Here is a 15120-nt window from a genome sequence, read left to right on the forward strand (position 1 = left end):
ATCCTTATATTTAGAGGTCTGCAAGCTTTTTACTAGTATTCAGCCCGGTAAAACCGAAGGCCATCATTTCCGGTACCTTTTCACGGAAGCTCTTCTGTTTTTCCGGGTCGAGTGAACGCCAGACCAGGAATTGCTTTCTAATGGCGTTGATGAAGTCTTTATTCAACCGCTTCCATGCTCCGATTTCGCCAGATTCACGGGTGATAAACAGAACAGCTTCAAGGAATTGCGGATGAGCTGTTGCCGGTCTGAAGCGCAGTTCGACCATTTGCTTTACACCGAAATCAAACGGAGCAAGCCAGACCCGCACATTGAAACGGAAACATGTTATGTGGTCCGGGCAGCCTTCCAGCAAGTCACAGACTGATTCCGGCAAATGCTCCTGACTGAAGTTTACTTCGATTTCTGAAGTGGAGAACAAGCCGTGAGAAACTTCAGTGTGTGATTCAAGGTATTCAAGCAGGAATCCGCCTGCATCCTGCTGTTCAGCATGTTTGAGCAGGAATGGCAGCGGTGCTTCGATGGTGTTGGTATCGGTGTCCGGCATCTTCCATGAGCGGTTGACGTCCGGAATAGCAATGTTTGCCGCTACTTTCGAGGGGTAGATGACCGAGATAAGGGTTACGGCAATAACCAGCAGCATTGCGGCTACTCCTGCCATGGAAGAATAGTTGGCGGTCATGCCTGCCCAGAGAGGTGTCCCGGCCAGCAGCCCAGAAGCCGTCTGAGCTATCAGGTAACCGACTACAACACTGATTACTGCGAAGGCTATGGCCTCGGCGATAAACAGGAAGGAAACATGAGTCGGGGCCATTCCGATGGAAGTATAGACCGCGATTTCCTTCTTGCGCTCATAGACACTGGTTATCATCGTGTTAAGAACGATCAAGGCGGAAATGATCAACGGGATCATTATGTTGCCCATGCCTGAATAGTTCATGGTGTCAGAGGCCTGACAAATGTAAGTACCGCTTTTGCTGCAAGAGAATATCGGCAGACCGTAGCGGTCAGTCATATTATCCACGGTTTCCGTTGAGAATTTCCCTGATACAGGTGCGATTGCCACTGCCTTGAGAGTTCCGCCCATTGCCATGAGGGTCTCATAAGGGATAATGGCGGTAACCTCACCGGGAATGTGGGTATAGCGGCCCTGAAATGTATCGATATCTTCACCGGACTCAATGGCTTCAGCTTCTACTTCACTAAGCTCCTGCGCTGCGGCGGACGGGAATATGACCGGCGTCATGGGTTCCCCGTCAAGGTCGGTGTGTTCGCTGAATTTCTTGCCGTCAAAGATACCTGTTAATTTGAACTTGCTTCCCCATACATCCACGATGTCTCCGGCTGATGCGCCGAGACGGGAGGCAATCTTTTGAGAAAGCAGAATTTGGTTTGTTTTGTTAGGGGCAAGCCAACTGCCTTCCACAAGAATCTTGTCGATTCCACTTACGAGTGGCTCTTTAGGGCCGAGACCGACAAGGCCTTTTACTTCTTCCTGCTTGCCTTCGAAACTAACAGGAGTGATAGCCGATGTTGTTTTGTCTTTCAGTTCCATCCAGCCGCGCGGAACAACGATGCCGTTTTCGTCAAAGTCGTTACTGACAATACCGAGTGTTTCTCGGGGCAGGTCATGCCAGCCGAGGTTTTTCAAGAACAGGCCGTGGTAGGGCATGTTCTCGCTGAATTTCACGTAAGTGTGCTGACGCAATGACTTTACCGCAGTAAAGCTCATGATGGTGAAGGTCAGGATAGTAAGGGTCAGGCAGGTCAGAAATGTCCTGAGTTTTCTGCGGCGCAGGTTGCTGACCCCGATCACAAATGCGGAGGTAAAAGCCTTCCATTTGCTGATTTCTGAGGTCTGGGTTCTGTGGGCACGCTGTTGGAGAAGGATCATTTCCTTTTCAAAGCGGAAGAAAATGATCAGTGAAACCATGACTGAGAGGCCGAGAATAAAAAAAGCAAGAATTACAACCATGGGGCTGTAGGTCAGCTGAAATGCTGGATGCACTGAGTAGATAACGGCAATAACTGCCAAAAGAATTGCCAGAAAACCTACAATCCGTTTGTGGATATCGGCGAATGAAAAGATCAACCTTTCCATGCAGTATGCGAAAGGAATGAACAGGGCGATGTAAAAGAGAACCCCTACCAAAACATCTTTCTGGGTCTGGTCTACATCAAGATATACTTTGGAGGCCAGTGCCCAGGCACTGCGGGCATTGGTCATGAAGTCATCATAGCGCTGCTCTTTCCACGCAGTTTCCGCCTCGGCAAGTGCTTTGGTCCCTTTTTGTTCCAGAGTCCTGATCTGCTGGTTTACAATGCCGTGCGATTCAAGGTTCTTTATGCGCGGATCAAGCAGGGTCCACATATCCTTTGCAGCGCGGTAGTCGGTAGCCGGAATGATGGGCCATTCCTTAAGGTTGTATCCTTTACCTGCGGGATCAGTCGGTTTGGATTGAATAAGGATCATTTTACGGTTCAGAACCGTATCGGAAAGAGTCATTTTCAGTGGGACATCCGGCTCAAGAAAGACACTGGCAATGGTTGATGAGCGGGTATCAATACGGCTGTACCAGTAATGCATGGGCGCTGCATCGCGGGTTCCGTCCAGCACTTCCACCTTGGTCATGTAGCGGAAAGTGCGCGGGGTCAGCAGGTCAAACAGGGTTGTCTGACGGCAGCCGAACATAACCAGCTTGGTCTCCATGTCCAATCTGCGCATTTTCAGCCTGTAGGCATTTTTACCTGTCTGTTCCTTATCAATGGCCCAGACAATCCTGCCGTCATCATTGTATTTATAGCCTTCGATGATAAGTTTGGACTGAACCAGCTTTTTGGAGGCAACACCTTTGTACTTGAAATCGCCTTCGGAATCGGACAGGGCATAGAATCTGGTCTTGCCCTGAAAAGCCATAAAGACGGCTCCGGGAGCAGGCTGGTCCGCAAAAAGTTCACCCTGACGGATGAAGCGGGCTTTGCCGTTGACCATGGCGTAGCCTTTCCTCGGCATTTTTGTGGTTAAAGGGCCTTCGCTGTTTGAAATCTTGCGGATCAGGCCTTCTGTGAATTCAGCCTGTTTTTCGATATTATCCCAATTTACATTTTCAACGGTATCAAATGGGGTTCCCCAGTATTCGCGTCCGTCGTTTACAGTGGCAAATGTGAATCCGAGCTTGCCGGACATAGTGGCTACTTCACTGCTGAACTGAGGCTGATCAAGTAACCATGTCTGCCATGGGCGGGTCCGGTCCGGTCGCAGGGTGTCCTTGTACATCCCGTCTGTCCCGGTAAGTTTTTCCACTTCCGGTACAGCGTCTTCAAGGATGTCATTTATGCGTGAAAATGTACGTGAAAGATTGATGCTCGGGCGAAGCTCATAGAACCATCCTTCGCTGAAAGCTCCTACTCCCTCACCATGACTGGAAAGGTGGAGTGATATAGCGCAGACCATTTCTTTTGAGCGTACGATCTTGCGGAGTTCACGGGCGCTTTTAATTGCACTGAGTTGTTGCTTGATATCCTGTTTGGTTTTGCGGATCTTTTCCCTTACTTGAGGAAAAAGGTCTTTTACTGCTGCCATTTCTTCAGACGGCAGGGTGGAGTAATCTGTTTTCCATGAGATACGGCGCAGAAGTTTGCGCTTTTCATCCAGTTTGTCGATTGCGGCTTGATCAGCATTTTCCTGCAGCCTGAGTTGCATGAGTTTTTTGCTGACAATATCCACTTCATCTTTAATCTGGTTCTTCAGGGTTTCATAGAGCAAAGAAAAAAGCTTAGGATTCTCAACTGCAAGCTCAGTCGCCAGCGGATTATCAAGCTCAAGGCCATCAAGGATTTTAGACGTATCATTTTTTTTGTTGCGCAGTTCCACCTTAATCTTTTTGAGTGTCTTGCTCTTACCGGAAACAGCGGAAGCATATTCCCTTATACCGCGCAGGGATTGCCCATGACCTGTCGTTGCCAAAAGCAGCACCGAGCGTTTCGGTGGATTGGCGGCCATTTTTTTGCCGATTTCAAGAAGTGAGGCAATGGAAAGAGCTTCGTCCGCACCCGGTGAATCACCCATGACATATGAGGAGCTATCGAAAAAAGCTTCGATTACGATGAGCTCTTCATTCATTTCGGGATCACTGCCTTGAATCATGCAGTATACGTTTTCCGCTTCAATCCGTTTCCATTTGCTGTGCGATTTGAGTTTTCCGGACTCGGCAATAAGTTTATTTCCGACCCCTGCATCAAAGCCCAGTTCGTTGTGTGCGTCTTCAGCACTCATGTAGTAACGGGGGAAATCCAGAGGCGAAAGTTCCAGCTTTTCTTCAAAAAATCCTTTTAAGGTCGGACCGTTATCAACGTAGATAAGTGCTGATGCTCCGAGACTGGCCGCATTGAGCCAGTTTTTGCCGGAATCCATGTCCATAAGCACAATGGCATCTTTGACCGGAAGTCCGTTGAAGTCATTGAGCCTGCCTTTGCCTACGTAGATGACCGGTCCGCTGAGACCCTCAACAGGAGTTGCGGGCGGAGAAATGGCATTGAATTTTGCAGGCTTGATATTGATCTGCTTTCCATTGTCGATACTGAAAACAGTATCTTCGGAAGTCATTGTCGGAGCGAGGAAAAGGTGTTTTCCGGTTTTGAAATCACCAAGCTCTTCAAATTTCATTTCAATATAATCGGCAGCTCTTCTAGCGCCTAGAGAGCCGAAAGAGCGGTCACCGAAAGACGCAAGATCTGTGATGGTCTGCTGGATGGATTCTGCGGAACTATATGCTTTTCCGGGTGATCCCGCACAAAGCATAAGTAGAGCAGACAGCATAAGTATTACAATTCTGCTGCGCTGGTGCGGAAGTATATTTTCAGATGACAGTATGGACATTAACGGGTGCCTCCGGTGATCAGGCCATGCGGATACAGCCCACGTCGATGTTGAGCTGGTCGCGGTGTTCAATTTTCTTGATCAATCCGTCTTCGATCCAGACTACCCGGTCCGAGGCGTTGAGCATTTTGTAATCGTGAGTTGCAGTGATGATAGTCACACCACGTTCTTTACTCAGATCGTTCATCAGTTTGATGATCTCTTCCCCGGTGGAAAGGTCGAGGTTTCCGGTGGGCTCGTCCGCGAGGATGATCGCCGGGTCATTGGCCAGAGCCCTTGCAATGGCGACGCGCTGCTGCTGACCGCCGGAAAGTTCCTGCGGTTTATGATTGTAGCGCTTGTGGAGTCCGACAAGGTCAAGGAGTTCAATTCCCTTGGCTACTGCTGCATCGTTATGCACTCCGGCGAAGATCATGGGCAGGGTTATGTTTTCCAGCGCTGTCATAACCTGAATCAGGTTGAAGGTCTGAAATATATAGCCGATTTTTCTGTTACGCAGCCATGCCAGCTCAAAGGCGTCCAACTGGGCAATATCCACTTCATCGATATAAACTTTACCTTCTGATGGCTTATCCAGCCCGCCGATCATATTGAAGAGGGTGGACTTACCGGAACCGGATGGACCCATGATGGAAAGGTATTCCCCGGCAAAGATTTCAAGGTCCACTCCTTTAAGAGCTTGAACGTCAGTGCTGCCGAGTTTGAAATTTCGTTTAACTCCGGTCACCCGGACGATGGTGTGCTGGTCGGCCATTTTTCTCGCCTTTTATATTAAAGTTGTAGTTCTGTTCGAAATTTATTGATCTAGCTGGAATCTATTCTTCTACCCGCATGGCTTCAATGGGGCGCATACGTGCGGCAATGAAAGCCGGATACATTACACCAAGCAGGCTTAGCCCGAAGCCTACGCCAATGGAATAAAGGAGTGACATACTGACTTCATCAACAGGAAGCATGGTCAAGGCATTAAATCCAAAGCGAAGCATGCCTACGAGGATAGCGATAATTGCTCCGAATAAAGAACCCAGCAGAGCTCCGGTAGTTCCCTGCATTGAAGCTTCGAGCAGGAATAGGCGCAGAACAAAGCTGTCCAGTGCTCCTAGGCATTTCATCGTCCCGATTTCACGGAAGCGTTCAGTAACAGCCATAAGCTGGGCGTTGATGATTCCAACGGTGCAAACCAGCAGTGAAAGGATGACAATCCAGCGTTCTTTGGCGCTTCCACCCGGTTCATAGCCTGATTTTTCCAGTACTTTGATCAGTCCGGGGTCGCCTGAATTATAGAGGCCATTGGATATATCCGCACCTACCAGAACATAAGCCAGAAAAGAGACTGCCAGTATCAGGCTGGTTACGGTGACCATGTTTCGTAAGAAACGTGACTTCAGGCTTTTTAGACTGATCTCAAAGGATTTTTTAAATGGCAGAACGACTTGAGCCGCAATATCCGGCTGATCGTTCTGATCTTGGAATGGAATTTTATTTTTCGACATGTCTTGCTCGGTAGATATGAATGTATCTGATCTCATAATTCGTCCCCGTGAATCATGAGTGAATGTTTAGCTGTCAGCTATTTATAAATAACTGAAACGGGCTGAAATGCAAAGGGAAAATGCAAAGTTCAGCATTGCTTCGTTGTTATAAGTTTTAATTATAACGAGGATGCAGTGAATTATGCTTTTTGAGTATTACAATGCTGCAAAATTGATTACGGCAATGTAATTAAAGAAGCTCACGTATGTCTTTTACGCGCAATCCGGGAGTGATGTTTATTTTACCGAGCAGGTAATGTAGGAAAAGTTGGGAGGTTTTATTCATACGCTGATGGTGGAGCATAAATCCCGCACAGCCGGATTTGACAGCTTCTTCCATCAGGGATTGCAGAGTCTTAATTCCTTGTTCCGGGGAAGATTCTTTTATTGTGTGCAGGTCAACATTAACCGGAATGTCCGGTAGTTTCTGCGGCGGATTAGGGTAAACATTGGTGCTTCGGGAAATAGCACTAAAGCCGAGTTCAACAAGGCTTTCCATTGTATCAGCTGAGCAGCGATTCCACGGCGGGGTGAATATGGGACTGAAGTTGTCACCCAGCATTTTGCTTAACTTGGCTTTGCCTCTGCCCAGTTCTCCGGTGATTACTTTTTTATCACGAGATGGCCCGAATTCAAATTTTTTGCCGGTCTGTTCGTGATTCATGTGCCGGTAGCCGTGTTGATGCAGAGCCCACAGGTTCAAATCGGGACCTAATTCTTCAAGAAGTATGTCCCGGCGCTGTTCGTTCAGCCATGAGGGAGCAACAGCCAAGGCCAGCGGGGTCTTGTGCTCCTTAAATATGTTTATCATGGCGGAAAATTGTTTGCCCGGATAGCCGATGTCGTCAGCCCTGAAGAATACATCACAACCATTGTGCGGAATATTTGCGATGAAATCATCCCACCAGAGATCAAAGGATTCTGTGAGGGTGGAAAGATTGTTTTTCCAGATTGCTGAAACGGGTCTGCAGGACATTAAATTTTCCTTAGATTTCTGATTAAATCTGCCGATTTATTCGCGCCTTTCAGATTGATGCCGTGATCTGATCTGTTGCGGTTTTGGCCTAGCAGGTCACTTATGGCTGTTGTCATTATCAGCATGTCAGTTGAATCAAGAATTTTCAGCGGTATATACTTAGCAAGTCTTTCCGCGCGCATACGTTGTTCATGATTCTGGGCAAATGGAAACACTGCAGAGGGAATACATGAGGTAAGGATGTCCATACAAGTATTATATCCGGCCATGGAGATCATAGCATCCCCGGCGGTTAACAGATCGGTGAAGTCGCTGGCAAAGCGTTGAATGGTTATATTCTTGTATGGTTTTGCAGTGGCACAGAGAGCAGCGTATTTATCGTCATCCAAAAATGGACCGCTTAGCATTAAAAGTCTGCATTTCTCTGAGTTAAGTCGAATGAAAGATTCCAGTGTTGCCTGCATCAGCGGTCCGCCGACTTTGCCTCCACCGGCACTGGCGATTAGTAATTTTTCGTCTGCGCTTACTTCCAAATCTGCACGGATTTTATCACGCTTATTTTCTGCCGGTTTTCGGGCTGCAAAACCAGTGTATTCACATGGAATTTCAATTTGTTTGAAAGCCTGAAATGTTTCATCCAGTGCGGCAATCTTCGGGTCGGCGTGGATAAGCAGTAGATCGAAATATTTATTCAGGTATTTTACAACGCGGGCTTCGTGTTTGCCTCCATCGTTGCGTTCAACAAGGATGTCCCGCAGGGAGCAGACTACCTTTACATCCCCGAATCTACCTTCTTTGACAGCATCAAGGACAGGCAGCAGTTCAAAACGGAAGGCTTTGCGTCCAAAGGGAAAAAGTTCAATGAGGAATACATCCGGTTTTTCCTCTTCGAATATTTTAAAAAGGGTAGCGCTGCGCTCTGTTTTGACCTCTTCAAGCTCACGACCTTCTTCGGTGGGCATCAGTCCTCCGAAATTCTCATTCATGCATAGTCCGGGTAACTGCCGGTATTCCACATTGGGCGGCAGAGGTTGGTTCGGGCGTTCTCCTCCGGCTACAAAAAGGACTTCTTCCTTGTCTAAAGCCTTGGCTATTTCAAGGCTGCGGAAAAAATGGCTCATACCCAGCACGTGCTGGCAGTAATGAATTATTTTCATAACTCGTCATTCAACCTTGCAATGGAAAGTTTGCCATTCCAGTTCAACCAATGCAGTCTGCGTCTTTTTAGCAGTTTTCTTTCTTCGGGCATGAAGTCGTGGTCCAGCAATTTATAGATTACGGATTTTATGACACCTTCGTGCGCAACTGTCAGAATTTTTATTTCGTCTTTGTCTATGGTCTTGAGAACTTCGGTTATCCCTTCTTCGAGGGCTTTAAGGCCGCGCTCGGCACATTCAGTACGGTTCTCGCCGTTGTTAGGCGTAAAATGCCAGCCTTTGGCTACTTCTTCATCCAGTTTACCGGGAAATTTAGCATGCAGCTCGTCCATGGTTAACCCGGACCATTCTCCCCAATCCTGTTCGCGCAGGCCGGGAAGTTGAATAGTGGGAAGCTCCAAGCCTTCAGTGATAATATTAGCGGTCTCGATTGTCCTTCCCAGATCGCTTGTCAGCACCGCATCAAAGGTGTGCGGTTCAAGGGTCTCTCTCCAGCCTGCAGCCAGTTCCCGACCATGTTCAGTAAGCGGTGAATTAAAATGGCCTTGAATACGTCCTTCTTCATTCCATTCAGTAACCGAGTGGCGGATAAATGCGATTTTTACTGTTTTCATTAATCTCTCCCGTAGCTGATGGTGATTAGTTTCTTTTCAACTTCATGAAGGTTTCTGTTCAGGTCGAAATTATTTCTTACGTGTTCCGGAGCTGCTTTTGCCAATTGTTTTCGCAAGCCGTTGTCTGTGAGAAGTCTGTCTAGATTGGCAGACATGGCCGCAATATCCTTTTCCGGGGATAACAAACCTGTTTCTCCGTGGACAACCGCCTCTTTAGGTCCTCGTGTCGAGTAGGCCACCACCGGAAGTCTGGCACATTGGGCTTCAAGGTAAACCATGCCCAGCGCCTCATTGATCCCCGGGTAGGCGAAAATATCCGCTGCACTATAGTATTTGTAAAGTTGATCGCGGTTTACCTGACCGAGGAATATTATTCGGTCTGCGGCTTCTTGTGCTGCCAGCTTTTCAAGGCGCAGACGGGCTTCTCCGTTTCCGGCAATGAGCAACACAGAATCAGGTACTTTTCTGCTCACAGGAGCAAAAGCATTAATCAGATCAGTGATGCTTTCTGCTTTTACATCTTCACGGAGCATGGCTGCACTGAGAATTATTTTTTTTCCGTTCAGCTTGTATTTATTGCGTATCTCTTCAGCGCCCTGTGAGCAATAGCTGAATTTATCCGGCTCAATACCGGGGTATGTGCGTGAAAGTTTTTCCGGAAGAATGATCCGAGAAAGATTTTGGAAGTCTATATCCTTGTTGGCAAAGACATGGTCAGCATGAAGCAGGGCATGTTTGTTCGCCATATAACCGGCCCATGTTTTGTAATTGCGGCGGTATTTTGTGGCAAACACTCCCTGATAGATCGCGTAGGGAATGCCTGTTCTTTCGGAAATATAAGGGCCCAGCAGGTCCGGTGATTTGTAATAGCTGTGGTAGGTCAGCCAGAGATCTGGTTTAAATTCTTCAATCCGTTTTAAGGTGCGTTTAAATTCAAGGTAGAGAGCAGGCCATTTTAAAGGCTTCCGAGTGATATGGCGAAGCCTGAAGCGGCTGGCGATGAGCAGTTCATGGCCTTGGGAACGCAGGAAATCATGCAGAGTCTTCCCGATGATCAAATCCCCGGAAGGAAGCGGATGATCAATGGGTTTATGAGGAGCAAAAAAAGCAACTTTCATCTGCATGGCTCCCGTTCAATTATTATGATGCGCTGCGCGCTTTGAGGCGATTTGAATTCGCCCCCGGCGGCCAAAGGGAATAATTCCCTTTGGAATCCCTATTAGTTAATTTTTGTTCAATAAAATTTTGATGCGAAGCGGCGAAGCCCTGATAAAAGTTTTAGGAGAGTCCAGAGAACCCATTTTCAAAAGGGTTATTTGGTCCCCGAAGGGCCGCCGGAGGCATTCTTATGCTTTAATACCGTACTGTTCGTATACATCCGCCAGCTTGTTGATCCAGTAGCGGTTGTCGAAAATTTCGTGAACCCTTTCTTTGGCTGCAGGGATCAGGCTCTTGCGCAGTTCCTGATCGGTGAGCATGCGTTCCATTGCATCAGCCATGGAGTCAGAGTCTCCCGGCTCAACCAGCAGACCTGTTTTGCCATTCTCGATCAGTTCGGGAATACCGGAAACTGTGGTGGCAACAACGGGTACGGACATTGCCATACTTTCGGCCAGTACGTTAGGAATACCGTCACGGTCGCCGTTGGGGGCAATTTCACAACCAAGGGCGAAGAGGTCTGCCGTGCGATAATGTTCAAGTACTTCCTCGTGAGGTTTGGTACCCAGCCAGTTGCATCTGCCGTTCAGCTCAAGCTCATCCAACAGTTTAAGGGTCTCTTCGCGCTCGTCTCCGTCTCCGACTATATTATAGTTGAAGTCGACTCCTTTTTCTTCAAGCTTTTTGAGGGCCTTGAAAACTGTAGGGAGACCTTTTTTAGTGGTGAAGCGGGCTACGGTGAAAATTTCATAAGGTCCGGAACAAGTGAGTTCCTTATCGGAACTGAACAGATTCAGGTCAATGCCGTGGTAAACCTTGTGAATCGGCTTGCCTTCCGGTGCGATGGATTGCAGGTAATCGCAATTGTATCCGGTGCAGGTTACCGCGAATTTGGCTTCAGAAATCTTGGCGGTGATTTTTTCCGGCTTTTGAGTGTAAATATCCTTGGCATGCGCAGTAAAACTGAAAGGCAGGCCGGAAAGACGGCTTGCGTTTCTGGCTACAGAGCAGGGTGAATGCGCGAAATGGGCATGGAAATGAAAAATATCTGATCCGGGCAGAATTTTTTCAACGATATACTGGCCTTGCAGCATGTGTTTGAATGATGCTTCGCTTCCTGTTTCGCGATATACGTTCCATATTTCGTCAACGCGTGCTGTAAATTCATCGTCTTTGCCGTAGCGGGGATCTTTGAGGCCCGCATCCATGTCCTCGGAACCGAAAAGTTCTTCAAGGCAACCTTCAAGAGTGGAAGGCAGGTATGAAACTTCAGCCTTGATTTCAGAGATGGACTTGTGGGTAAAGTTTTCACGCGGTTTACGCATGGAAATGATATGAATCTTTACTCCTCTCTGTTCGAGAAGTCTGATTTCATTAGAAATAAAAGTCTCAGAGATACGCGGGTATCCCTTGAGAATCATCGCAAGGACGGGCTTTTTGGAATGTGTCATTAGCAGTTGTCTTTAAAGTAGCCCACACGGTCATGCATGACCTCAAGGCCTGTGAAGTTGAAGTTATTAATGGCTTCCCGGATGGAATTGGAATTGTTCAGCAGATGGTTGACCTTTTCCATAATTGCGTCAGGTCCGAGCTGGTGCCAGGGCAGAAAGTCGGCAAGGTTTTGCTCTTTCAGTACATTGGCGCGAATAGTCTGCTCCAGGCGCGGAGTCTCGCGGGGTACGATAAGGCTGACCTGCTTGTGCGAAAGAATTTCGCAGATAGTGTTGTAACCGCCCATGCTGACTACGAGGTCGGCATTGCTGAAAAGCTTCTCCATTCTTCTGTAGAAATGGTAGAAGGTTACGGAAAGGTTCTTAGCCCTTTTGGAAAGATCAAGACGCTGTTCTTTGGACATGAAAGGTCCGGTGACCATTACAGTCCTGAAGTCCTGCGGATTATATTTTTCAAGGGCTTTCAGATAGGCATCCATCATGGGATAGCCGTCACCACCGCCACCGGCAGTAATTACTACCAGCTTTTTGCCGTTCTTCCTTTTATCCGGGCAGGAGCGGTTGTGGACTTTACGGGGTATGTATCCGGTGAAAACCATCTTTTTGCTGATGGATTCAGGGATAGCGTATTCCTTGATGGGATCGTAATACTCTTGATGTCCGTAGACCCAGATTTCTGAATACAGATTATCCAGAACATCATAAATGCCTTTGTCAGTCCAATCCTTGATAGTGCTTTCTGCGTCATCCATTATATCACGCAGGCCGAGGATGGTTCTGGTCTGGCCGATTTGTTTCATCCATTCAAGAGTGGGCATTATCTCATGCTTCATTCCTTTAGGCGCCTTGTCTACAATGAAAAGGTCCGGGCGGAAACTTTTGGCTGTGGCATCAATGATAGACTGTCTGATGGACATGGCATGAACAGGTTCGATTTTGATGGAATGCGGAACATAAAGATCGTTGGATTTTTTGATCATTCCGGGTACACGGACAAAATCTATCTGTTCGGGAAATTCAAAGCGTCCCACAATCGGGGAGCCGGTAAGGATGAGTATGTTTACCCCTTTGCATTTCAGCTGTGACGCGATTGCCATCGTACGACGGATATGCCCAAGACCGTAGGTGTCGTGGGAGTACATTAAGATGTTGTAAGTCTTGTCCATTTATCGTACCGATTCTCAGGGGTTAAATCGTTTCCGCAAAAGGCGGAAATTATATTGCATCGTTTTAGTCGTTGGCATATCTAGCGGAAAGGATAATATATGTAAATCCTTAAAAGCGACGATTGCATGCGTGCTAATTTCTATTATTTTTTTTAATCAGAATCAATCCCTTTTCTGTATTTTTGTTGATATGCTAAATGTTTTTCATTTTACTGAAATAATTGTGATTAATTTTTATAAGGTTGTCTGATGGATTCGAATTTGGATGTTTTGATTTATGCCCATGATGGACGGGGGCTGGGACATGTTAGCCGCAGTGTAGGGATCGGTCTTGCATTGCGCCGATTATATCCTGAACTTTCAGTGCTTTTAATTACAGGGTGTTCTACCACTGCTGAGTTGATTGGCGACGGGTCTTTAGATTGGATTAAATTGCCATCTTATAAAACCAACGTCACTGCCGGGAAATCTTCCGGAGTAAAAGGCGACTCCAACATTGACGATAAGCTGCTTGGGGAACTTAGAGCACAAAACATCCGAGATATTATAGAGGCATACAAGCCTAAGGTTTTTCTTGCAGACCACACGCCTCAGGGTAAACACAAAGAATTGCTGCCGTCACATGATGTTTCGCCGGAAACTGTACGTGTTTTAGGAATCCGTGCTGTTGTCGGGGAAGTAGGCAAGGTCTGGTCTGATTTCTCTGCCGATGTTTTTGCCGCTACCTATTCAAACATTTTTTGGTATGGAGATTCATCCGTAGCCGGGGCAGGAGAACTTGAACGTTTGAATGAACACTATGGTGTTAAGCCGCATGAGGTCGGTTATGTGTCCCGTTTATCCGAGTTGCGGTTTTTGAATAACGGCAATGATGACAGCAGCAGACTTGCCGGAGTTATTTCTGTGCCTTGGTCCGGTGAAGGTTCTTCTGTGCTTTTGGATAAATTGGCGCAGGCTCTCGGTAATGTCGATGTGTCCCATGGTGATTGGAAAATTTATATGAATATGCGTGAGCGCGAAGCTATGGCGGCGGTCGATAGTTTCAATGGGCTTGAGCATGTCAGGTTTGAGCAGGTTGGGCCGCAATTTCTCAGCGATTTACGCAATTCTCGCAGCGCGGTTATCTATGGCGGCTACAACAGTCTGACTGATGTGATGGTTTGTAATGTTCCTTCGCTTGTTTTATTGCGTGGGATGAAGGATGGCGAGCAGGAAGATCACGCAGCAGTGCTGGCCGGAAGGTCATCTGCAATCCAGAATGTGTTTTCCGATCAGACAGTAACTGTTGAGGAGCTGCGCGAATCACTGCTTAAATGTTTGAATGCGGATGTGGATGAGTCTTTAATAAATTTAGATGGAGCTGAAAATGCGGCCCGTTATCTGGCGGAGCTTGCAGGAGGGTGTAGTGCTGACCGCTAGTCCCGAATTGAGGAAGAAATTGCGCGGGTTGACTAAGGAATTATCCCGCCATGAAATGAAACAGTGGAAGAAAATCCTAGAGCCGCTTGATCGTAATATGCGTATCCTTGAGGTCGGTTGCGGACGGGGCGGAAAGACCGATTTCTTGCGGGCGCAGGGGTTCAGCAATATTCTCGGAGTTGAGAAAAATGAATTTCAGGTCCGTGAATGCTGTAAGCGTGGTTTGAACGTTGTTACCCTTGATGAATTCGCAGAGCAACACAGCTCGGATAAATTCGATTTTATAGTTCTTTCTCACATTATCGAGCATTTTGATTTCGCAAGGCTTGTTGAATTTATTGATGGTTATCTGGCTCATCTTAAACCGGACGGTTTGTTATTGATTGCCACTCCTATGCTTCATCCTCATTTTTGGTTGGATCTGGATCATCAGAAACCTTATTATCCGCAAGGTATAAAGAATTTTTACAGTGGTGCGAATGAGCAGGTAGGGTTTACTTCAAAGTATTGCCTTAAGCTTAAAGATATCCGCTTCAGGAAAAGTCCGTTTCGGGTAAAGAATGACCGTAGCCTACTATTAAAGAAGAACGATCTGCCGATGTTGCTGTTAAATGTGGTTGGTGCAGCATTATTTAAAGTAAGTTTTTCCTTGCTGGGATTTAAAAGTGGATGGGTTGGACTATATAAGATGCGTACCTGAGTTGCATTTATTGAAAAAAGTGCTTGCGTATGATTTATAGTTGGACTATTGCTTTTTGAACGTTTTAA

At 47.0% G+C, this 15120-nt stretch carries 11 protein-coding genes; 2 read left to right on the forward strand and 9 right to left on the reverse strand.

Features of this window, described 5'->3' with window-relative positions; translation table 11 throughout:
• Window positions 1-10: 10 nt before the first annotated feature.
• The 9 genes from DESAL_RS08795 to DESAL_RS08835 form a co-directional block, all read right to left on the reverse strand.
• Window positions 11-4879, reverse strand: a complete 4869-nt coding sequence (locus DESAL_RS08795) for an FtsX-like permease family protein (RefSeq protein ID WP_015851636.1) — start codon at window positions 4877-4879, stop codon at window positions 11-13.
• 19 nt (window positions 4880-4898) lie between these two features.
• Window positions 4899-5633, reverse strand: coding sequence for an ABC transporter ATP-binding protein (locus DESAL_RS08800; RefSeq protein ID WP_015851637.1), 735 nt, complete (start codon window positions 5631-5633; stop codon window positions 4899-4901).
• Window positions 5634-5694: 61 nt separating this feature from the next.
• The gene (locus DESAL_RS08805) at window positions 5695-6372 is read right to left on the reverse strand and encodes an ABC transporter permease (protein ID WP_015851638.1); all 678 of its coding nucleotides are present in this window, start codon (window positions 6370-6372) and stop codon (window positions 5695-5697) included.
• A gap of 229 nt (window positions 6373-6601) precedes the next feature.
• Window positions 6602-7387: a polysaccharide deacetylase family protein gene (locus DESAL_RS08810; RefSeq protein ID WP_015851639.1), complete on the reverse strand. Its 786-nt coding sequence runs from the start codon at window positions 7385-7387 to the stop codon at window positions 6602-6604.
• On the reverse strand, window positions 7387-8544 hold the full coding sequence (locus tag DESAL_RS08815; protein ID WP_015851640.1) for a glycosyltransferase family protein: 1158 nt from the start codon (window positions 8542-8544) through the stop codon (window positions 7387-7389). Before DESAL_RS08815 ends, DESAL_RS08810 begins: the two co-directional genes overlap by 1 nt.
• Window positions 8541-9158, reverse strand: a complete 618-nt coding sequence (locus DESAL_RS08820; protein WP_015851641.1) for a histidine phosphatase family protein — start codon at window positions 9156-9158, stop codon at window positions 8541-8543. Before DESAL_RS08820 ends, DESAL_RS08815 begins: the two co-directional genes overlap by 4 nt.
• Window positions 9158-10276: a glycosyltransferase family 4 protein gene (locus tag DESAL_RS08825; RefSeq protein WP_015851642.1), complete on the reverse strand. Its 1119-nt coding sequence runs from the start codon at window positions 10274-10276 to the stop codon at window positions 9158-9160. Before DESAL_RS08825 ends, DESAL_RS08820 begins: the two co-directional genes overlap by 1 nt.
• 228 nt (window positions 10277-10504) lie before the next feature.
• Window positions 10505-11767, reverse strand: a complete 1263-nt coding sequence (locus tag DESAL_RS08830) for a glycosyltransferase family 4 protein (RefSeq protein WP_015851643.1) — start codon at window positions 11765-11767, stop codon at window positions 10505-10507.
• Window positions 11767-12933: a glycosyltransferase family protein gene (locus DESAL_RS08835; RefSeq protein ID WP_015851644.1), complete on the reverse strand. Its 1167-nt coding sequence runs from the start codon at window positions 12931-12933 to the stop codon at window positions 11767-11769. Before DESAL_RS08835 ends, DESAL_RS08830 begins: the two co-directional genes overlap by 1 nt.
• Window positions 12934-13182: 249 nt before the next feature.
• Between DESAL_RS08835 and DESAL_RS08840 the strand changes: the two genes are divergently transcribed.
• The gene (locus DESAL_RS08840; RefSeq protein WP_015851645.1) at window positions 13183-14352 is read left to right on the forward strand and encodes a hypothetical protein; all 1170 of its coding nucleotides are present in this window, start codon (window positions 13183-13185) and stop codon (window positions 14350-14352) included.
• Window positions 14339-15052 carry a class I SAM-dependent methyltransferase gene (locus DESAL_RS08845; protein ID WP_015851646.1) on the forward strand — a complete coding sequence of 238 codons (714 nt, stop codon included), beginning with the start codon at window positions 14339-14341 and terminating at the stop codon, window positions 15050-15052. The genes DESAL_RS08840 and DESAL_RS08845 overlap by 14 nt, the downstream gene beginning before the upstream one ends.
• Window positions 15053-15120: the final 68 nt, after the last annotated feature.

This window comes from Maridesulfovibrio salexigens DSM 2638, assembly GCF_000023445.1.
GTDB lineage: Bacteria > Desulfobacterota > Desulfovibrionia > Desulfovibrionales > Desulfovibrionaceae > Maridesulfovibrio > Maridesulfovibrio salexigens.

Bases quoted from the DNA above. Each gene is read 5' to 3' on its own strand.
- DESAL_RS08840 (WP_015851645.1), top strand. From the start codon at position 13,183: ATGGATTCGAATTTGGATGTTTTGATTTATGCCCATGATGGACGGGGG.
- DESAL_RS08815 (WP_015851640.1), bottom strand. From the start codon at position 8,544: ATGAAAATAATTCATTACTGCCAGCACGTGCTGGGTATGAGCCATTTT.
- DESAL_RS08825 (WP_015851642.1), bottom strand. From the start codon at position 10,276: ATGAAAGTTGCTTTTTTTGCTCCTCATAAACCCATTGATCATCCGCTT.
- DESAL_RS08805 (WP_015851638.1), bottom strand. From the start codon at position 6,372: ATGTCGAAAAATAAAATTCCATTCCAAGATCAGAACGATCAGCCGGAT.
- DESAL_RS08830 (WP_015851643.1), bottom strand. From the start codon at position 11,767: ATGACACATTCCAAAAAGCCCGTCCTTGCGATGATTCTCAAGGGATAC.
- DESAL_RS08810 (WP_015851639.1), bottom strand. From the start codon at position 7,387: ATGTCCTGCAGACCCGTTTCAGCAATCTGGAAAAACAATCTTTCCACC.
- DESAL_RS08835 (WP_015851644.1), bottom strand. From the start codon at position 12,933: ATGGACAAGACTTACAACATCTTAATGTACTCCCACGACACCTACGGT.
- DESAL_RS08795 (WP_015851636.1), bottom strand. From the start codon at position 4,879: ATGTCCATACTGTCATCTGAAAATATACTTCCGCACCAGCGCAGCAGA.
- DESAL_RS08800 (WP_015851637.1), bottom strand. From the start codon at position 5,633: ATGGCCGACCAGCACACCATCGTCCGGGTGACCGGAGTTAAACGAAAT.
- DESAL_RS08820 (WP_015851641.1), bottom strand. From the start codon at position 9,158: ATGAAAACAGTAAAAATCGCATTTATCCGCCACTCGGTTACTGAATGG.